The 18,674-nt window shown below is 54.1% G+C and carries 18 protein-coding genes; 16 read left to right on the top strand and 2 right to left on the bottom strand.

From position 1 onward, the window contains the following. The coding region (locus ACT3R7_RS09880; RefSeq protein WP_444280675.1) for a GFA family protein at window positions 1-309 on the top strand (309 nt) is incomplete at its 5' end. Window positions 310-324: 15 nt separating this feature from the next. Here the strand turns inward: ACT3R7_RS09880 and ACT3R7_RS09885 are convergent. Beyond that, complete coding sequence (locus ACT3R7_RS09885; protein WP_192539852.1) at window positions 325-1,206, bottom strand: LysR family transcriptional regulator; 882 nt, start codon at window positions 1,204-1,206, stop codon at window positions 325-327. A gap of 161 nt (window positions 1,207-1,367) precedes the next feature. On the opposite strand from ACT3R7_RS09885, the gene leuC reads away from it, so the two are divergent. The 15 genes from leuC to ACT3R7_RS09960 all read left to right on the top strand — a co-directional run bounded on the left by leuC (window position 1,368) and on the right by ACT3R7_RS09960 (window position 18,068). Then, the gene (gene leuC, locus ACT3R7_RS09890; RefSeq protein WP_192539853.1) at window positions 1,368-2,819 is read left to right on the top strand and encodes a 3-isopropylmalate dehydratase large subunit; all 1,452 of its coding nucleotides are present in this window, start codon (window positions 1,368-1,370) and stop codon (window positions 2,817-2,819) included. A 3-nt stretch (window positions 2,820-2,822) separates the two neighbouring features. Further along, the gene (gene leuD / locus ACT3R7_RS09895) at window positions 2,823-3,470 is read left to right on the top strand and encodes a 3-isopropylmalate dehydratase small subunit (RefSeq protein ID WP_192539854.1); all 648 of its coding nucleotides are present in this window, start codon (window positions 2,823-2,825) and stop codon (window positions 3,468-3,470) included. 116 nt (window positions 3,471-3,586) lie between these two features. Continuing rightward, window positions 3,587-4,666 carry a 3-isopropylmalate dehydrogenase gene (gene leuB, locus ACT3R7_RS09900; RefSeq protein WP_192539855.1) on the top strand — a complete coding sequence of 360 codons (1,080 nt, stop codon included), beginning with the start codon at window positions 3,587-3,589 and terminating at the stop codon, window positions 4,664-4,666. Window positions 4,667-4,793: 127 nt separating this feature from the next. Next, window positions 4,794-5,906, top strand: a complete 1,113-nt coding sequence (gene asd / locus ACT3R7_RS09905; RefSeq protein WP_192539856.1) for an aspartate-semialdehyde dehydrogenase — start codon at window positions 4,794-4,796, stop codon at window positions 5,904-5,906. 192 nt (window positions 5,907-6,098) lie between these two features. After that, complete coding sequence (locus ACT3R7_RS09910) at window positions 6,099-7,610, top strand: type IV pilus assembly protein FimV (protein WP_192539493.1); 1,512 nt, start codon at window positions 6,099-6,101, stop codon at window positions 7,608-7,610. Window positions 7,611-7,636: 26 nt separating this feature from the next. Continuing rightward, window positions 7,637-8,584, top strand: coding sequence for a tRNA pseudouridine(38-40) synthase TruA (gene truA, locus ACT3R7_RS09915; protein ID WP_192539492.1), 948 nt, complete (start codon window positions 7,637-7,639; stop codon window positions 8,582-8,584). Continuing rightward, entirely contained in the window at window positions 8,571-9,209 is a 639-nt protein-coding gene (locus ACT3R7_RS09920) for a phosphoribosylanthranilate isomerase (RefSeq protein ID WP_192539491.1), read from the top strand. Before truA ends, ACT3R7_RS09920 begins: the two co-directional genes overlap by 14 nt. A gap of 186 nt (window positions 9,210-9,395) precedes the next feature. Continuing rightward, the gene (trpB, locus tag ACT3R7_RS09925; RefSeq protein WP_193091697.1) at window positions 9,396-10,583 is read left to right on the top strand and encodes a tryptophan synthase subunit beta; all 1,188 of its coding nucleotides are present in this window, start codon (window positions 9,396-9,398) and stop codon (window positions 10,581-10,583) included. A 59-nt stretch (window positions 10,584-10,642) separates the two neighbouring features. After that, window positions 10,643-11,446 (top strand): tryptophan synthase subunit alpha, encoded by an 804-nt coding sequence (trpA, locus tag ACT3R7_RS09930; RefSeq protein ID WP_193091696.1) that lies wholly within the window; start codon window positions 10,643-10,645, stop codon window positions 11,444-11,446. 91 nt (window positions 11,447-11,537) lie between these two features. Continuing rightward, the gene (gene accD, locus ACT3R7_RS09935) at window positions 11,538-12,545 is read left to right on the top strand and encodes an acetyl-CoA carboxylase, carboxyltransferase subunit beta (protein ID WP_193091695.1); all 1,008 of its coding nucleotides are present in this window, start codon (window positions 11,538-11,540) and stop codon (window positions 12,543-12,545) included. Then, window positions 12,523-13,818 carry a bifunctional tetrahydrofolate synthase/dihydrofolate synthase gene (folC, locus tag ACT3R7_RS09940; protein ID WP_226940125.1) on the top strand — a complete coding sequence of 432 codons (1,296 nt, stop codon included), beginning with the start codon at window positions 12,523-12,525 and terminating at the stop codon, window positions 13,816-13,818. Before accD ends, folC begins: the two co-directional genes overlap by 23 nt. A 34-nt stretch (window positions 13,819-13,852) precedes the next feature. Then, window positions 13,853-14,521: an SPOR domain-containing protein gene (locus tag ACT3R7_RS09945; RefSeq protein ID WP_193091694.1), complete on the top strand. Its 669-nt coding sequence runs from the start codon at window positions 13,853-13,855 to the stop codon at window positions 14,519-14,521. A 3-nt stretch (window positions 14,522-14,524) separates the two neighbouring features. Then, window positions 14,525-15,097: a CvpA family protein gene (locus ACT3R7_RS09950; protein WP_192539486.1), complete on the top strand. Its 573-nt coding sequence runs from the start codon at window positions 14,525-14,527 to the stop codon at window positions 15,095-15,097. A 123-nt stretch (window positions 15,098-15,220) separates the two neighbouring features. Further along, window positions 15,221-16,741: an amidophosphoribosyltransferase gene (purF, locus tag ACT3R7_RS09955; RefSeq protein WP_193091693.1), complete on the top strand. Its 1,521-nt coding sequence runs from the start codon at window positions 15,221-15,223 to the stop codon at window positions 16,739-16,741. Between the two features lie 127 nt (window positions 16,742-16,868). Continuing rightward, the gene (locus ACT3R7_RS09960; RefSeq protein ID WP_192539484.1) at window positions 16,869-18,068 is read left to right on the top strand and encodes an O-succinylhomoserine sulfhydrylase; all 1,200 of its coding nucleotides are present in this window, start codon (window positions 16,869-16,871) and stop codon (window positions 18,066-18,068) included. Between the two features lie 101 nt (window positions 18,069-18,169). Here ACT3R7_RS09960 and ACT3R7_RS09965 read toward each other — a convergent pair whose 3' ends face one another. Further along, window positions 18,170-18,448 carry a hypothetical protein gene (locus ACT3R7_RS09965; protein ID WP_192539483.1) on the bottom strand — a complete coding sequence of 93 codons (279 nt, stop codon included), beginning with the start codon at window positions 18,446-18,448 and terminating at the stop codon, window positions 18,170-18,172. Window positions 18,449-18,674: the final 226 nt, after the last annotated feature.

An 18,674-nucleotide genomic window follows, 5' to 3' on the forward strand; every position in this document is an offset into this window, starting at 1 on the left:
GGCGGTGGGCCCCTTTTTGCCGCTGAGCCTATCGGTGACGTCAGTTTTATGGGCAATGAGCATATCGCCATCTTTAGTTCCTCCGAGTGGGCTGAGCGTGGGTTCTGCAAGCAGTGTGGTACACACCTGTTTTACCGATTAAAGCAGGAAGAACACTACGCTATCCCTGTCGGTTTGTTGGACGGTAGCGACTGGGACTTTACCGAACAGATTTTTATCGACCAGAAGCCCGAGTTTTATACCTTTGCCAACGATACCCGCATGCTTACGGAGGAAGAAGTGTTTGCTCAGCATGCAAACAAGTCGTAGGCGGTCAGTATTAAGCTATGCAGTTTTTTCCATTGTCGCTTCCAGCGCGTCAATCATTTTTCTTGCCGCATTGGAAAGCGTGCGGTTGGTATGCACCAGATAGCCAAGCGGCCTGTGTATCGGCGCGGTATCGATGCTTAGCTCGACCAGCTCGCTATCCACCATGCCCTCGGGTAACAGGCTCCAGCCAAGCCCGACGCTGCACATCATTTTCAACGTCTCTAGATAGTTGGTCGCCATACTTACCGGTAAGGTAAGCCCGGCTTCAGCAAACCGCTGTTCAATCAAGGTTCGGGTAAACGTCATTGCTCCAGGCAGCACACACTTGTACTGGCATAGCGTTTCAAGCGTAAGCTCAGGCGCCTGGGCTAACGGGTGATCCGGAGCGCAAACAAAGCATAGCCGGTCACGCCAGAGCTTGACCACATGGAGTTGTTCAATAGGGTGGGGCGCAAGCGTTACCACCGCGAGTTCAAGCGTGCCATCCTGTACGCCTTGATAAGCGAACTCTGAATCGAGAAAGTGCAGATCTAGCTCAACCTCCGGATGGTGCTGAGTATAGTGCTTGAGAATGGGCGGCAGGCGGTGCAGGCCAATATGATGGCTGGTCGCCAGCGTTAACCGGCCGCCGACCTGCCCAGAAAGATTGGCAAGCGCGCGTCGGCTGTCCTCTACTGCTGCAAGGATCCGCTTGGCCTGGGGGAGTAATAAATGGCCGGCTTCGGTGAGCGAGATACGCCTACCTATCCGATCAAACAGCCGCGTACTTACCTGTGATTCCAGCGTGGCAATACGTTTACTAACCGCAGGCTGGGTCAGGTAGAGCTGCTCGGCAGCCCGCGAAAAGCTTTGAGTTTCGGCAACGGCTAAAAACGCCTGTAGGCTTTGGGTATCCATGTGTAGTTCCGTCGCTAAATTCTGTCTACTATTCCAATGTGGAATCGTATCTATAAATAACATGAATTGCTTTTATGCGCGACACGCGTAACACTCGTTGCATCACTGGCGCAAAGACGTCAGCGCAAAAAACTAGCAGGGCGCTAGCCCGGGAGAGCCATATGTCAGGTCAAACCCTTTACGACAAACTCTGGAATCAGCACCTGGTGAAGCAGCGTGACGATGGCACCGCGTTGATTTATATCGACCGTCAGCTGCTTCACGAAGTGACCTCCCCACAGGCTTTTGAAGGTCTGCGCCTGGCCAAGCGTAAGCCATGGCGCCTGGATGCCAACCTGGCGACGCCGGACCATAACGTACCTACCACGTTGAAAGAGCGCGCCGAAGGCAACAGCGGCATTAAAGACCCGGTGTCGTTGATTCAGGTGCAAACCCTGGATGACAACTGCGTCGAGTACGGTATCGAAGAGTTCAAGATCAACGACCCGCGCCAGGGCATCGTCCACGTAGTAGGGCCGGAGCAGGGCGCGACACTGCCCGGTATGACCGTGGTATGCGGTGACTCTCACACAGCAACCCATGGTGCGTTTGGCGCGCTGGCCCACGGCATCGGCACTTCTGAAGTCGAGCATGTGCTGGCGACGCAATGCTTGCTGGCGCAAAAGATGAAGAACATGCAGGTGCGCGTGGAAGGTGAACTTGGCCTGGGTGTCACCGCAAAAGACGTGGTGCTGGCGATTATCGGAGAAATTGGCACCGCAGGCGGCACGGGCTACGCGATTGAGTTTGCCGGCAGCGCGATTGCCTCGCTTTCCATGGAAGGCCGCATGACCGTGTGCAACATGGCCATTGAAGCCGGAGCCCGGGTGGGTTTGATTGCTGTTGACGACACCACCATCGATTACCTGGCCGAGCGCCCCTTTGCGCCGACTGCCGAGCAGTGGGAAGCGGCGGTAGCTGACTGGCGTCAGTTGGTATCGGATGACGATGCCTCGTTCGACAAAGTAGTGACGCTGAAAGCTGAAGATATTGAGCCGCAGGTTAGCTGGGGAACCAGCCCTGAAATGGTGACGGGTATTTCAGGCCAGGTACCGGACCCCAAGGCGGCGATGGATGAAACCGTACAGCGCAGCCATACCCGCGCGCTTGAATATATGGGGCTGCACGCCAATCAAAAAATCACCGATATCAAGCTCGATAAAGTGTTTATCGGTTCGTGCACCAACTCGCGTATTGAAGATTTGCGTGAAGCCGCCAAGGTTGCCCAAGGTAATAAAGTGGCCGACACGATCAAACTTGCCATGGTCGTGCCGGGGTCTGGCCTGGTGAAACGTCAGGCGGAAGCCGAAGGGCTGGATAAGATCTTCATCGATGCTGGCTTTGAGTGGCGCGAGCCGGGTTGCTCCATGTGCCTTGCCATGAATGCCGATAAGCTGGGCGCCGGCGAGCACTGCGCATCGACCTCCAACCGCAACTTCGAAGGGCGTCAGGGGTACGGCGGTCGTACGCACCTGGTAAGCCCTGCGATGGCGGCGGCGGCAGCGATTGCTGGCCACTTTGTTGATGTACGCAGTTTATCCGCCAACGATGCTACCCACGCTCAGGAGGCTTGAGCCATGAAAAAGTTTACTCGTTTCGAGGGCGTGGTTGCCCCGCTTGATCGCGCGAACGTCGATACCGACTTAATTATTCCCAAGCAGTTCTTGAAATCGATCAAGCGCACGGGGTTTGGCGTTAACCTGTTTGATGAACTGCGTTATTTAGATGAAGGGCAGCCGGGGCAGGATTGCTCCAATCGCCCACTGAATCCTGATTTCGTGCTCAACCAGCCGCGCTTTAAAGGGGCTGAGGTGTTGCTTGCCCGGCGCAACTTTGGCTGTGGTAGCTCGCGTGAACACGCGCCGTGGGCGCTGGAAGATTTCGGTTTTAAGGTTGTCATTGCGCCAAGCTTTGCGGATATTTTTTACAATAATGCGTTTAAAAACGGCATATTGCTGATCACGTTAAGCGAAGAAGAAGTGGATCGTCTGTTTGCTGGCGTCGATGCTAACGAAGGCTACCAGCTGGATATCGACTTGGAGAACCAGCGAGTCAACACGCCGGGCGGCGAAATTCTGGAGTTTGAAGTGGACGCGTTTCGTAAGCACTGCCTGCTCAACGGCCTGGATGATATTGGCATCACACTGCAAGACGAAGATGCAATTCGTACCTTCGAGCAGAAACACAAGGATGCCCGGCCCTGGCTGTTCCGTCAGCCTGCCTGATTCAGCTCAATAAAAGCTATTTAGAATAGCTAAAAAGACATACATAGCGCGGTGCAACCCGATTGCAACGCGCTAAGCGGCGCCAAGCCGTGCTGACACTCTATTAAGGATTTAACATGACCCACAAGGTGCTTCTGTTACCCGGCGACGGTATTGGCCCAGAGATTGCGGCTCAGGCCGCGCGCTTGTTAAAAGCCTGCCAGGAAGCGGGTTTGGATATTGACGTTGAAGAAGCGCTGGTTGGTGGCTCGGCTTATGATGTGCACGGCGAGCCGCTACCCGCTGAAACGCTTGAAAAAGCCAAGGCGGCCAGCGCAATTCTGCTTGGCGCGGTGGGTGGCCCTAAATGGGACAAGATCGAAGATCTTTCCAAGCGACCCGAAAAAGGCCTGTTGGGCCTGCGCAAGAACCTTGGGCTGTTTGGCAACCTGCGCCCGGCCATGCTCTATCCGCAGTTGGCCAGTGCCTCAAGCCTGAAACCTGAGTTGGTGGCAGGTCTGGATATCATGATCGTGCGTGAATTGACCGGCGGCATTTACTTTGGTCAGCCGCGGGGGATTGAGGAGCGCAACGGTGAGCGTGTGGGCTTTAATACCTACATCTATTCCGAAAGCGAGATTGAGCGCATCGGCCGCGTGGCGTTTGAAATGGCCCAAAAGCGCGGCAAGAAGCTCTGCTCGGTGGACAAGGCCAACGTGCTGGAAGTCACTATCTTGTGGCGTGAAGTGATGGAGCGTCTGGCACCAGAATACCCGGATGTCGAGCTTTCACATATGTACGTGGATAACGCCGCGATGCAGCTGGTGCGCGCCCCGAAACAATTCGATGTGGTCGTGACGGGCAACATGTTTGGCGATATTCTTTCTGATGCCGCCGCCATGCTCACCGGCTCCATCGGTATGCTGCCTTCAGCCTCGCTGAATGAAAGCGGTCAGGGTATGTATGAGCCTTGCCACGGAAGTGCGCCGGATATCGCCGGGCAAAATATTGCCAACCCGCTGGCCATGATGCTGTCTGTTGCCATGATGCTGCGCTATTCGCTTAATGAAACGGCCATGGCAGAGCGTATAGAAGCCGCGGTAGGCAGCGTACTAGACGACGGCCTGCGTACTGCGGATATTGCGTCTGAAGGCATGCAGACTATCGGCACCGATGCGATGGGGGATGCCGTATTGGCCGCATTTGCGAAATGTTAAGTGTGTTTTGAAGCGTGCTAACTAATTGATCTGAAAGTGTGACGGCTCGGCCACTCAAAAGGGTGGCCGACGCCATTTATAAGTTTTGTGTATAATATTGGTCTCATTCTTTGCTGGAGGACTTCACATGTTGAAAGTCGGTTTCGTAGGATGGCGTGGTATGGTCGGCTCTGTGCTGATGCAGCGCATGCAGGAAGATGGCGATTTTAACGGTATTGAACCCATCTTTTTCACGACCTCCCAGGTAGGCCAACCTGGCCCCGATATCGGCGTAGACGTACCTCCGCTTAAAGATGCGTTTGCCCTTGAAGATCTGAAAGCACTTGATGTGATCGTGACGTGCCAAGGGGGCGATTACACCAAGGAAGTCTACGCAGATCTGCGTAAAAACGGCTGGCAGGGCTACTGGATTGATGCGGCTAGTACGCTGCGCATGGAAGACGAAGCCACTATCGTGCTTGACCCGGTTAACCGCAAGGTAATCGATGCGCAGCTTGCTAAAGGCGCCAAGACCTTTGTGGGTGGCAACTGCACCGTTAGCCTGATGCTGATGGGCCTGGGTGGCCTGTTTGAAGCCGATATGGTCGAGTGGATGACCTCCATGACCTATCAGGCGGCTTCCGGCTCTGGCGCCAAGCACATGCGCGAACTGCTCAATCAAATGGGGCAGCTGCGTGATAGCGTCGGTGAAGAGCTCAAGGATACATCGAGTGCAATTCTGGATATCGACCGTAAGGTAACCGCTGCCATGCGCGGTGGCGACTTCCTGACCGATAACTTCGGTGCACCGCTTGCCGGTAGTTTATTGCCGTGGATCGATACCAAGCTTGAGAACGGCCAGAGCCGTGAAGAGTGGAAAGGCTTCGTTGAGACCAACAAAATTCTGGGTCGCGGTGAAAGTCCGGTGCCGATTGACGGTCTTTGCGTGCGAATCGGCGCCATGCGCTCGCACAGCCAAGCCTTTACCATCAAGCTCAAGCAGGATGTACCGCTTGATGAAATCGAAGATCGCATTGCCAAGCACAATGAGTGGGTCAATGTAATTCCCAATGATAAAGACGCCACGGTTGCAGGCTTAACGCCCGCCGCCGCGACCGGTACGCTGAATATTCCGGTGGGCCGTCTGCGCAAGCTGAATATGGGTGGAGAATATCTTTCTGCATTCAGCGTAGGCGACCAGCTGCTGTGGGGCGCCGCCGAGCCGCTCAAGCGGATGCTGAAAATTTTGCGCGAGCAATAAATCAGCAAGGCGAGTGCTAATCAAAACGGGGAGCTTTCAGCTCTCCGTTTTTTTATGTCATTTATAAGATATAAATACATTAGGTCAAATAGGTACAAGCGTTTATTGCTTAATTATGTTAAGTATACTTGGTTATTGTTTTAGGGGCTGCACAGCGCTGTGCATTGATAAATCAAGAATTGGTTGGGTATCGTGCCAAAAAAAACTTCAAACACTCGAGCTGCCCTAAACGCCGCTGCATGGCTGACGCTGACGTCGCTAAGCTCATTTGCATTTGCCATTGAGCTAGGTCCGGCCTCTGTTTCATCACCTCTGGAAAGCCCTCTAAGTGCTTCTTTGCCGCTGCTTGATTCTGGCGCCTATCCGCTAAACGAGTTACATGTGCAGCTTGCCAATGAAGATGCGTTTTCTGCCGCAGGGCTTGAGTGGATCCCATCCATTCAACCGGTGAGTGCTGCGCTTGAAGAGCGAGAGGGCAGTCGGCACATTGTATTGAGCTCTCAGCAGCCGGTTACCGCTCCCTGGCTGGATTTGTTGCTCACGCTTGACTCTCCAGAAGGACAGCTTAACCGTACTGTTACTCTGTTATTCGATCCCGTGGGCTACTCTCCGACAGTTTCAAGCCCAGCGACCCAGAGCAGTGCGGTTGCCATGCTTGATGTGTTGCCGGGGGATACGCTGTGGCGTATCGCCGAGCGTAGCAAGCCAAGTGAGGTCAGTATTCAGCAGATGATGCTGGCCTTGGTCGAGGTCAACTCGGATATTTTTCCTGCCGGTAATATCAATAGTTTGCGTGCGGGGCAGGCGTTGTCTGTGCCCAGTGTAGATCTGGCACTAAGCCGTTCATCTGGTGCTGCCGCTCAGACCGTCCGCGCAATGGTGAATGAGGGGCGACATGCACCTACTTCTGCGCCAGTAGCCTTGCCCGAGTTTGAAGCACCGCCTACGCCGGTAGGCGAGGGTAACCAGCTGGATAAGCCCCTCATAGTAGCCTCATCTGAGGGCGCTACTTCCAATGGCGCAGGTTTCAGTGAGTGGCAAGTCGAGCAAAACAGTGCCATCGCCAAACTTAGCGAGCAGTTGGCGCAAAGCCAAACGAGCCTACTAGAAGCTCAGCAAGACCGCGAGCAGCTCCATATTGAGCTTAATGAGCTGCGTCATGGCATTGGTTTGCTTCAAGACGACATAGCGGCGGCTCAAGCTGCCTTATCCACCCCGCAAGCCTCCAGTACGGGCACTGCCACGGAGGGGGCGCTCGACCGTAATGTGCAGAACACTGGCGGTTTGCTGGCCCGGCTGGAGCGCGCTCAGTGGTTGCCCATCTGGGGCCTAGGCTTGCTGCTGATAGGCCTACTACTATTAGTAGTAGGGCTTGGATGGTTTTTTAAGCGTCGCAAAGTGCTGCCGAATGATGATAAGCAATACATAGAAGGCGCAACATTGGCTGAGCCGACAGTGTTTCGGCCCACCGATGTGGCTTCTGAGAAGGCCGCGTCTCCGTCATCTTCTGGTTCTGAAGAAAACAGCATGCAGGCCGGTGGCGAAATGGTCGATCATAAGCAAGACGCATTCTTCACCAGCGTGGCGAGAAGTCAGGCGGCCGGTTTAGCTGTACCCCTTGCAGCAAAGCCTCTGGCCCCTTCAGAGACGCAGTGGGAGATTGAAGAGGTAGCATTCAAGCCTCGAGGCCGGGATAATAGCTGACCTTTCAAATTTAATGACGTGGCTTGATGACGCTGTTCTACCACTTTGATGAAACACAACCGCTAAAAGGCCGCTTGGCGATGGGCATTGAGTACGATGGCTCACGCTTTTGCGGCTTCCAACGCCTAAAGCATGCTGCTTCTGTGCAAGCGGCTGTAGAAGATGCCCTGACGAAGGTGGCGAGTGCGCCGGTCCAGATTCATGCCAGCGGGCGTACTGATTCGGGTGTTCACGCGACGCGCCAGGTGATTCACTTCGACCCCCCCGCCGAGCGCACTGAGAAAGCCTGGATTTTTGGCGTCAATACAAACCTGCCGCGCGATGTAGCCGTGCGCTGGGTAAAGCCGGTATCGGACGACTTTCATTCACGCTTGGGGGCGCTTGGCAGACGCTATCGCTATTTAGTGCTTAACCAGATCAGCCGCCCCGTTCTTGAGCGTACCAACGTAACGTGGTGCCGTGATCCGTTGGATGCGGACGCCATGCATCGTGCCGCGCAAGCGCTCGTTGGCGAGCATGACTTCTCAAGCTTTCGTGCAGCGGGCTGCCAATCTAAGACACCATGGCGGCAGATGCATTTTATCGATGTGAAGCGTTACGGCCCATTGGTGGTGATTGATATTCAGGGCAATGCGTTTTTGCATCATATGATTCGCAATATCGCCGGAGCGCTGATTAGCGTGGGGCGTGGCGCGCAAGATGATCAGTATATTGAACGTTTGTTGGCGCTTAAGGATCGTAAGAAAGGAGATGTAACAGCACCTGCGTGCGGGCTGCATTTCGTTGACTCGATCTACGACGAGCGTTTTGAACTGCCGATGGAGCCGGTAGGGCCTAATCTGCTCGCGTTTACCGGTGAATGGACCGGCGAGCGTGAACTACCTGACAACCCCAGGATTGCGGCGCGGCGTAAACTTAGCTTTGCCAAGAAAACGCCTGACCCGGCACAGGAGGCGCTCGATGAAGATACTTAGCCCAATGCGCACGCGAATCAAGTTTTGTGGGCTCACCCGCCGTGAAGATATCGCGCAAGCGGTCAGATCGGGAGTGGACGCGCTGGGCTTTGTTATGTGGCCTAAAAGTGCGCGCAGTATCACCGTTGAGCAGTTGGCAGTCCTTTCTGCCGATGTGCCAGCGTTTGTTACCCGGGTTGGGCTATTTGTTGACCAACCTATTGAGTTGATTGAACAGTGTTTGCCGTACCTGGATCTGATTCAGTTCCACGGCAATGAGTCTCCCGAGTTTTGTGCTCAGTTTGGTCGCCCTTGGATAAAGGCCCTGCGCATGCATGAGAGTGTCGATCTGGCGAAAGCGGCGGCTGACTATCATCAAGCGCAGGCACTGCTTCTTGATGCTTATCGTCCGGGCATTCCTGGCGGCACGGGCGAGACGTTTGATTGGGCGAGAATCCCCGCAGAACTTGCAAAACCTGTTATCCTCGCCGGTGGGTTAACGGTTGAAAATATTGCTTCGGCCGTTCAACAGGTAGCGCCTTATGCCGTTGATGTATCTGGTGGAATTGAGCTGACACACGGTTGTAAGGACGTTGATAAAATGGTGTCGTTTGTCAGTCAGGTCGCGTTCGCCGACGCGCGTTAAGCTCACTGCGCAGCTTGCTTCATTTAGCTGCGTCCTATGTTTATTCAATGTTTGCCTTGTCTGGCAATCTCGTGAGGTATCTCTGTGACTATCTCAAGAACTGGCTCCGTAACTGGCTCAGCAACTGGTGATTCTAAAACCGCTTCTGAAACCGTTTCCGAAACCCGGTTCAGCGACCTAACCCGAATGCCCGACGCCCGTGGCCATTTTGGTCCTTATGGTGGCCGGTTTGTATCAGAAACTCTGAGCTTTGCCTTGGAAGACCTGGAAAAGACATACTTAAGTCTGCGTGACGATCCCGCTTTCCAGGCCGAGTTTGATTATGATCTTGCCCATTATGTCGGACGCCCGTCACCGCTCTACCATGCCAAGCGCTGGTCAGAGTCTCTGGGCGGGGCACAAATTTGGTTAAAGCGTGAAGACTTAAACCATACGGGCGCTCACAAGGTGAACAATACGATTGGTCAGGCACTGTTGGCCAAAAAAACCGGTAAGCCCCGGGTAATTGCTGAAACCGGTGCGGGTCAGCACGGCGTGGCGACGGCAACGGTTGCTGCGCGGTTGGGCCTTGAGTGCGACGTGTATATGGGCGCTGAAGACGTACAGCGCCAAAAACTCAATGTCTATCGTATGCGCTTATTAGGCGCGCGAGTAATCCCGGTAGAGTCAGGTACGCGCACCCTGAAAGATGCCATGAACGAAGCGCTGCGCGACTGGGTAACGAATGTCGATAATACGTTTTACATTATCGGTACGGTAGCAGGCCCTCACCCTTATCCGCAGCTGGTGCGTGACTTTAATGCGGTTGTCGGACGTGAAGCGCGGCGCCAGTCGCTTGAGCAGATCGGCCGCCTGCCGGATGCATTGATAGCGTGTGTTGGTGGCGGTTCCAATGCTATCGGTCTGTTTTATCCGTTCGTCGAGGATGACGGTGTTGCGATGTACGGTGTGGAAGCCGGCGGCGACGGCATTGAAACCGGCCGCCATGCAGCCCCGCTCTCGACCAATGCGCCGCGTGGCGTGCTCCACGGTAACCGCACATATTTGATGTCCGATGAGGCGGGGCAGGTGTCGGATACCCATTCGATCTCAGCGGGCCTTGATTATCCAGGTGTTGGCCCTGAACACTCGCTTTGGAAAGATGTTGGCCGAGTTAATTACGTAGCGGCAAACGATAAGGAAGTGTTGGAAGCGTTTCGCGAGCTGACGCAGATGGAAGGCATTATGCCTGCGTTGGAATCCGCTCATGCGCTTGCTCATGCCAAGGTGTTAGCGCCAACGATGCGTCCTGATCAGCACATTGTGGTCAATCTTTCTGGTCGTGGTGATAAAGACATCATGACCGTGGCCAAGATTGATGGCATCGAATTTTAAGAGCAGCTTTTAAGGACCGTTTTTAAGAACAGTTTTTAAGAACCGTTTTAAGGACAAGCATGAACCGTATCGATCAACGCTTCAGTGAACTCAAGCAGCAGAGCCGTAAAGCTCTGATTCCGTATATTACGGCAGGCGACCCGGCCCCGCAGTACACCGTTGGCTTTATGCATGCGCTTGTCGAGGCGGGCGCCGATATTATCGAGCTTGGCGTGCCGTTTTCAGATCCCATGGCAGATGGCCCGGTTATTCAAAAGGCTTGTGAGCGTGCCTTGAAGCACGGCACGCGTTTAGTTGACCTGCTGGATATGGTCGCGGAGTTTCGTCAGGTCGATACTAAAACGCCGGTTGTGCTCATGGGGTACTTGAATCCGATTGAGCGGATTGGCTACGAAACCTTTGCCGATAAGGCGGCGGCAGTAGGGGTTGATGGCGTATTGGTCGTTGATATGCCGCCTGAAGAGGCTGATGAACTTGGTCCGCTATTAAAAGTACGTAATTTAGCTGCGATTTTCCTTGTCGCGCCTACCACTTCCCATGCGCGAGCCGCTACAATATGCGCTCACGGTGAAGGGTACCTTTATTATGTTTCGCTGAAAGGCGTCACCGGTGCGGCAACGTTAAATGCAAACGATGTCGCTGAGCATTTAAAGCCGCTGCGTGATATGACCGATCTGCCGCTTTGTGTGGGCTTCGGTATCCGCGACGGTGTTACGGCGGCTGAAGTCGCCAAGGTGGCTGATGGGGTGATTGTCGGTAGCGCCCTGGTTAATCGTATTGCCGAAAATGTAGAAACGCCTGAAATTATCGCCGGTCAGCTTAGAAGTGTGTTAGCAGAAATGCGCACCGCGATGGACGCCTAACGCTGCCCCTCATCGTCTACACTGAATCGATTGACGACACTCATCAAGCTTGGCGTTGCCAGGCATTGACGTAAACGGAAGACTTTCTGATATGAGCTGGTTAGACAAGATAGTGCCCTCCATGGGGCGTATCCAGCGTAAAGACCGTCGCGCTAGCGTGCCCGACGGCCTCTGGCGTAAATGTCCCAAGTGTGAAGCCGTTCTCTATCTTCCTGAGTTAGAGAAACACAACAGTGTATGTCCTAAATGTGACCATCACTTGCGGCTAACCGCACGCAAACGCTTGGACTGGTTCTTGGATAAAGAAGGGCGTGAAGAAATTGCGGCAGAGCTTGAGCCCAATGATCGTCTTAAGTTCCGCGACTCCAAAAAGTACAAAGACCGTTTTACGGCGGCGCAAAAAGAGACTGGCGAAAAAGATGCGCTGGTCTCCATGCGTGGCAATCTAGACGGCCTGCCGGTCGTTGCCGTTGCCTTTGAGTTTACCTTTATGGGCGGCTCGATGGGGGCTGTGGTCGGCGAAAAGTTTGTCCGCGCGGCGACGCTTGCGCTTGAAGAGCGCATTCCGCTGGTCTGCTTTGCCGCGTCAGGTGGCGCGCGTATGCAGGAAGCACTGTTCTCTCTAATGCAGATGGCGAAAACCTCGGCGGCACTTGAGAAGCTTAAGCAAGCGGGTGTGCCGTATATTTCAGTGCTCACAGACCCTGTTTTTGGTGGCGTGTCTGCGTCACTGGCGATGCTGGGCGACTTGAATATCGCTGAACCCAATGCGCTGATTGGTTTCGCTGGCCCTCGGGTTATCGAGCAGACCGTACGCGAAACATTGCCTGAGGGTTTCCAGCGTAGCGAGTTCCTGCTTGAGCACGGTACGGTGGATATGATCGTGCATCGCCATGAAATGCGATCTCGCGTGGGCGGTATGTTGCGTAAACTGACCCATCACGATGCGCTTTCAATCACCGAGGAGTTGGCAGAAGAAGTAACCGTCGCCGAACCGCTGGTTGATGAAGCCCATATCGCTGATGAGGTGGAAGCACTTCATAACGACACCAGCACAGAGACGACCGATAAGAGCCATGAATCACACCGCAATGCCTAAATCCTTAGCAGAGTGGCTGCATCACTTAGAGACCCTGCATCCTGTAGGGATCGATTTAGGGCTTGAGCGCGTATCACACGTTGCAAAGCGCATGGGGTTGCTTGGCAACCCTATCGCCAAGCGCGTTGTGATTGTGGCAGGTACCAATGGTAAGGGTTCGACCCTTGCCATCATGGATGCCGTTGCCCGAGCACACGGGCAGCGTGTTGGTGCCTATTCTTCCCCCCATTTATTGCGTTATAACGAGCGCGTGCGCATCGATGGCCAAGAGGTGGAAGACGCGCTCTTGGTCGATGGCTTTGAGCGCGTTGAACAGGCGCGCCTGCAGGCGCCTGAAATAAGCCTTACCTATTTTGAAGCGGGCACTCTCTGCGCGCTTTGGTGCCTGGCGAACGCCAACCTTGATCTGGCCGTACTTGAAGTGGGTCTGGGTGGTCGGCTGGATGCCGTCAATATTATTGATGCTGACGTGGCCGTCGTTACCACTATCGCTCAGGATCATGCGAATTTTCTAGGCACCGATATTTCGCAAATCGGGCTTGAAAAAGCGGGTGTTTTCCGGCCTCTTCGCCCAGCGGTGCTAGGCAGTCAGTCGTTACCCAGCAGCGTTGCGGAGACCGCTATTGCACTGGCCGCGCCGGTATATCGGCTAGGCTTGGCGTTTAGCCACAGTGCTGATAAAGAAGGCCGTAAGCCGTGGTGCTGGCATGGATTGACAGCCTCGGGGGAGACGATTTCTATTGATGCACTTCCCGATCCTGGCCTGCCCATTGATAACGCGGCAACCGCGCTGCAAGCGTTGGCAATGACGGGACTTACGCTAATCCCGAAAGCCACGCAGGCTGCTCTGGCTAGCGTGCAACTGCCGGGCCGTATGCAATGGATAGGGCAGTGGTGTCTGGATGTAGGCCATAATCCCCATGCGGCTGCCTATCTGGCGGATCGCTTGCCAGCAACGCCGGAAGGTGGCCGGCAGTGGGCATTAATTGGCATGCTAAATGACAAGGACGCCGATGGGGTGATTGCCGCCCTGGCGCCGCGTATTTCTGACTGGGTCTGTGTAACGCTTGAAGGTGAGCGGGGCCGACCGGCTGCTGAGTTGGCTGAACGTATTACCGCTCAGGGAGGGCGCGTACATCATTGCGCAGACTCGCCTGAAGCCGGAGTGGATTATTTAGCCCCATTGCTTAACGCTCAAGATCGTATTTTGGCAACTGGTTCCTTTTTCACCGTCGCAGCCCTGCTAGCTAAGCCCCTGCCACAGGCTCAGTAGCTCTTTAGGCTAGTCTCGCTCAAGGGAGATGAAGATGAAATACGGTAAAACAGAACGCATCAGCGGTATTGTGATCCTGCTTGCGCTGCTGGCGATTTTTGTGCCCTGGTTGATGAGTGACCCGGCACCTCGCGAGGAGCGCCCGCAGCCTACCTTCATTATTGAGCAGCCGATTGAAACAGCACGGCGCGATGTGGCAGCCCCGCAAATGCCGGCCACGATTAATGCACAGCCTTCCACCAATGTGGCGAGTAACGATGAACTTGATGCGCCGATCAACGCATCCCCTTCATTGCCTCAAACGAATCAAGTTGATCCGCCAAGTCAGGCAGCCACAGCGACGCAAGAGCCAAGCCCTGCCACTAATACAGCAGCGCAGAACGATCCTATTGCTGACCTGGTAGCGGCCAATAGCTCGTCGAGTAGCAGTCAAAGCAGCAGCGCTTCTGCATCAGCCCCTGCTTCAACACAGCAGGGCGAGTGGGCCGTGCAGGTAGGTAGCTTTGGTGATGCAAGCAATGCTGAACGCCTGGGTAATCAGCTTTCAAGCGAAGGGTTTAGCGTTTTTCAGCGTCAGCGAGACAATAATCTGACGACCGTCTTGGTGGGGCCTTATGCCTCATCTGAAGATGGCGAGTCGGCAATGGCGTTGATCAAGCAGCGGGCCAATGTACAGGGCCTGCTAGTACGAGTAAGAGACTAAATAATGGCATTAACGTGGATAGATGCTGTTTTCCTGGCCGTGCTTGCGCTTTCAATGTTGGCCGGGTTTGTACGTGGCTTTGTGAGAGAGGCACTCGGCCTGGGAGCCTGGATTGTCGCCTTGATGGTGGCCCGCGTACTAGCCGAGCCGCTGGCTGAATTCATGGCGGGCTTTATTGAAAGCTTTGATGCCCGGCTTGTATTGGCGTTTGCACTCATCATTTTTGCGGTTATTTTGCTTTGCGGGATTGTGATTCGGTTGGTGCACGCCGCTATTGTCTGGGCGGGTATGGGGCTTTTGAACCGTTTTGCCGGTGCTGTCTTTGGCGTCGCCCGTGGTGCGGTCATTTTATTAGTGGCAACGGTACTTATTACGCTCACGCCCTTTGCTGAACTTCAAGCATGGCAGCAAGCGTCATTACGTCCCACCTTTGTTGAGCTACGCGATTGGGCGGTTAGCCAATTGGATCAGTGGGAGCGTGAATTGCCCGAAGCCCCTGCGTCTCTGCGGGATATTTCATTGCCGGACATTCGTTCGAGAAATGAGTTCGCGCCGCAATCGATTGATAGCCAGTGATATCATAGAGGCTGGTGCAACCAGGCTTTATTGAGTAACGCTTAAAACGCAAGTTTTAAAACGAGTTTCAAGAACGTACGGGCTTGTTTTAGCAAGCCATGGCACTAAAGCGAGGTAACTTGAATGTGCGGTATAGTAGGCCTTCTGGCCAAGCAGGCGGTAAATCAGGGAATCTACGATGCCCTGACCGTACTTCAGCATCGCGGCCAGGACGCTGCCGGCATGATGACCTGGAGCGAGGGACGCTTCCTACTGCGCAAGAGTAATGGGCTGGTGCGCGATGTCTTCCACACTCGCCATATGGCTCGCCTTAAAGGTAACCTGGGCATTGGTCACGTACGTTATCCTACTGCTGGCTCTTCCAGCGAAGCGGAATCCCAGCCGTTTTATGTCAACTCTCCTTACGGCATTGCGTTAGCGCACAACGGTAACCTGACCAACTCCGAGCAGTTGAAGCAGGAGCTTTTCTCGACCGACCTACGTCATATCAATACCAGCTCCGATTCTGAAGTGCTGCTTAACGTGTTTGCCCATGAACTAGGCAAGCAAGGGTTGCACCTGGAAGCGGAAGATATTTTTGACGCGGTACGTAGAGTGCACCGACGCTGCAAAGGCGGCTACGCGGCGGTCGCGATCATTAATGGTTTTGGTATGGTGGCGTTTCGTGATCCTCACGGCATTCGCCCGGTGGTCTTTGGTACTCGCCAAACGGATGCCGGTCAAGATGTCATGATTGCTTCTGAGTCGGTTGCCTTGGATGTGGGCGGCTTTGAACTTGAGCGTGATCTGTCGCCCGGCGAAGCAATTTTTGTGGATATGCAGGGCCAGTTCCATACCCAAGTTTGTGCTGACCGGCCGCAGCTGCGCTCGTGCATTTTCGAGCATGTGTATCTGGCACGTCCAGACTCTATTTTGGACGGTGCCTACGTGTACGGCACGCGTATGCAGATGGGTCGCAAGCTGGGTGATCGCATTCTTAACGAATGGCCGGATCACGATATTGATGTGGTGATTCCGATTCCGGATACGTCGCGCACCTCGGCGCTGGAAATGGCCCAGCACCTTGGGGTGACGTACCGCGAAGGCTTTATGAAGAACCGCTACATTGGCCGTACGTTTATCATGCCGGGCCAAACCCAGCGTAAGAAATCGGTACGCCAAAAACTCAACGCTATCGACGTTGAATTCAAAGGCAAGAACGTGCTGCTGGTGGATGACTCCATTGTGCGTGGCACAACCTGTAAGCAGATCATTCAAATGGCACGCGATGCGGGGGCGCGTAAGGTCTATTTTGCTTCCGCCGCGCCGCCTGTGCGTTATCCCAACGTCTACGGCATCGATATGCCTGCAGCAATCGAGCTGATCGCTCATGGGCGTACTGAAGATGAAGTGGGCGAGCTGATTGGCGCCGATCGCATCTTCTATCAGGATCTAGAAGATCTGAAAGATGCCTGTCGTGAAGTGAACCCCGAAATGGAAGCCTTCGACTGTTCAGTGTTTGACGGTAACTATGTCACTGGGGATATCGACGAGGCCTACTTGGCGGTGCTGGAAGCCAGTCGTAATGATTCGGCAAAAGATCAAAGTGCGGGGAATCACGCCCTGGTAGATATGCATAACCAGGATGATGACCTCGACGATTAATGGGTTTTGAAAAGCCCTAGCTAGGGCTTTTTCAGATTGAGCCGAAACGCTTCACGATGTTTATAGAAACCCGTTTATAGAAACCCGTTTATAGAAACCCGTTTATAAAAAACTAAGGGACACGCCCATGCAGAATAACAGCCCGCAGGATGAGTGGTCGTTAGAGACGCTGGCGATTCGTTCAGGCCACCATCGTACCTTTGAGCAGGAGCATTCGGAGCCGATCTTTCCCACTTCAAGCTTTGTTTATGAAAGTGCCGCTGAGGCGGCGCGCAAGTTTGGTGGCAAGGAGCCGGGCAACGTTTACTCGCGCTTTACTAACCCGAGCGTGCATACCTTCGAGCGGCGGCTAGCCGCCCTTGAAGGCGGCGAGCGCTGCGTGGCGACAAGCTCTGGTATGTCGGCGATTCTCTCCACCGCGCTTGCTCTTTTGTCGGCGGGTGATGAAATCGTGGCGTCGCGTTCGCTGTTTGGCTCAACCGTCAGCCTGTTCGACAAGTACTTGGGTAAGTTCGGGATAACCACGCGTTACGTGGAGCTTTCGAGTCTTGAAGCCTGGGACGCGGCCATCACGCCCAAAACGCGACTGCTGTTTGCTGAAACACCGTCCAATCCGCTTTCTGAGATTGCCGATATCAAGGCGCTTGCCGCCCTTGCCAAGCAGCACGATGCGCTGTTGGCGATTGATAACTGTTTTTTGACTCCCGTACTTCAACAGCCACTGGCATTGGGCGCCGATCTGGTGATTCACTCGGCTACCAAGTATCTGGACGGTCAGGGCAGGGCAATCGGCGGGGCCGTAGTGGGCAGGCACGACCTGTTGGAAGAAATTTTTGGCGTTGTGCGTACTTGTGGCCCGTGCATGAGTCCGTTCAACGCCTGGATCTTTACCAAGGGTCTTGAGACGCTTTCCTTGCGTATGAAGGCTCACTGTGAAAATGCGTTGACACTGGCGCGCTGGTTGGAACAGCACCCGGCCGTTAATAAGGTTTTCTACAGCGGTCTTGAAGCCCATCCGCAGCATGCGCTTGCCACACAGCAGCAGAAAGGATTTGGTGCCGTATTGGGGTTTGAGGTGATTAACGGGCAAGAGGGTGCTTGGCAGGTCATTGATGCCACGCGTCTGCTTTCAATTACGGGCAATCTGGGGGATGTCAAAACCACGATTACCCATCCGGCAACGACCACGCATGGCCGTCTGAGCGATGTGCAAAAAGAAGCTGCTGGTATTTCCCCAGGGCTGATTCGCGTCGCTGTTGGTTTAGAAAGCCAGCAGGATATTCAGCGAGACTTGGCCCGAGGCCTGGATGCTTTAGCTGCTGGTTAATCAAACAATTGGTATGGCTAACGAAAAACCCACCTAGCGGTGGGTTTTTTAGTGCTCATCAAATCTGAGTTTCCGCTGTTTTCAAACAGCGGCTACCGGTTTCAGGAAGCGTTGCGGTGCGGCAGGTCCGACTGGGCAATCTGGTCATTGTTGCTGGCTGAGTGGTGCGCTTCAGAGCTTGGAGCGATAACACGGTTCTTGGCTGCATCGCCATTTACCAGTGGCAGATCAGCTGGCGTGATGGACAGACTGTCGGCGCTGTGGCTTAAGGAGGAACTTGCGTGAACTACTTGGTTGAACTCATCTGAGCCCTGTTCAGCCAGAACAGCGGTCGAAGTCAGAGCCATGGCGATCGCGGCGATAAAGGTAAAGTTTTTCATGAGTGCTGTTCTCTCGTAACAATATGCATTTAGTTTTAAGTCGTAATGACGTGTCGTGTTAGGACATGCGCTAATATTAAGCGCGCAAAACAAATAGTAAAATTGATTTAAAATACCTGATTCATGCTATTTTATAGAATGATTGTAATCTTCCGAACCAGTAGTGATGCAAGCTATCTATAAAAGTCGTTAGCCCGTTATTCAGTGGTTTTTACGAATGATGCAT

This window comes from Halomonas sp. AOP43-A1-21 (assembly GCF_052376775.1).
Classification (GTDB): Bacteria; Pseudomonadota; Gammaproteobacteria; order Pseudomonadales; family Halomonadaceae; genus Vreelandella; species Vreelandella colorata.

Bases quoted from the DNA above. Each gene is read 5' to 3' on its own strand.
- ACT3R7_RS09885 (WP_192539852.1), bottom strand. From the start codon at position 1,206: ATGGATACCCAAAGCCTACAGGCGTTTTTAGCCGTTGCCGAAACTCAA.
- leuC (WP_192539853.1), top strand. From the start codon at position 1,368: ATGTCAGGTCAAACCCTTTACGACAAACTCTGGAATCAGCACCTGGTG.
- leuD (WP_192539854.1), top strand. From the start codon at position 2,823: ATGAAAAAGTTTACTCGTTTCGAGGGCGTGGTTGCCCCGCTTGATCGC.
- leuB (WP_192539855.1), top strand. From the start codon at position 3,587: ATGACCCACAAGGTGCTTCTGTTACCCGGCGACGGTATTGGCCCAGAG.
- asd (WP_192539856.1), top strand. From the start codon at position 4,794: ATGTTGAAAGTCGGTTTCGTAGGATGGCGTGGTATGGTCGGCTCTGTG.
- truA (WP_192539492.1), top strand. From the start codon at position 7,637: ATGACGCTGTTCTACCACTTTGATGAAACACAACCGCTAAAAGGCCGC.
- ACT3R7_RS09920 (WP_192539491.1), top strand. From the start codon at position 8,571: ATGAAGATACTTAGCCCAATGCGCACGCGAATCAAGTTTTGTGGGCTC.
- trpB (WP_193091697.1), top strand. From the start codon at position 9,396: ATGCCCGACGCCCGTGGCCATTTTGGTCCTTATGGTGGCCGGTTTGTA.
- trpA (WP_193091696.1), top strand. From the start codon at position 10,643: ATGAACCGTATCGATCAACGCTTCAGTGAACTCAAGCAGCAGAGCCGT.
- accD (WP_193091695.1), top strand. From the start codon at position 11,538: ATGAGCTGGTTAGACAAGATAGTGCCCTCCATGGGGCGTATCCAGCGT.
- folC (WP_226940125.1), top strand. From the start codon at position 12,523: ATGAATCACACCGCAATGCCTAAATCCTTAGCAGAGTGGCTGCATCAC.
- ACT3R7_RS09945 (WP_193091694.1), top strand. From the start codon at position 13,853: ATGAAATACGGTAAAACAGAACGCATCAGCGGTATTGTGATCCTGCTT.
- ACT3R7_RS09950 (WP_192539486.1), top strand. From the start codon at position 14,525: ATGGCATTAACGTGGATAGATGCTGTTTTCCTGGCCGTGCTTGCGCTT.
- purF (WP_193091693.1), top strand. From the start codon at position 15,221: ATGTGCGGTATAGTAGGCCTTCTGGCCAAGCAGGCGGTAAATCAGGGA.
- ACT3R7_RS09960 (WP_192539484.1), top strand. From the start codon at position 16,869: ATGCAGAATAACAGCCCGCAGGATGAGTGGTCGTTAGAGACGCTGGCG.
- ACT3R7_RS09965 (WP_192539483.1), bottom strand. From the start codon at position 18,448: ATGAAAAACTTTACCTTTATCGCCGCGATCGCCATGGCTCTGACTTCG.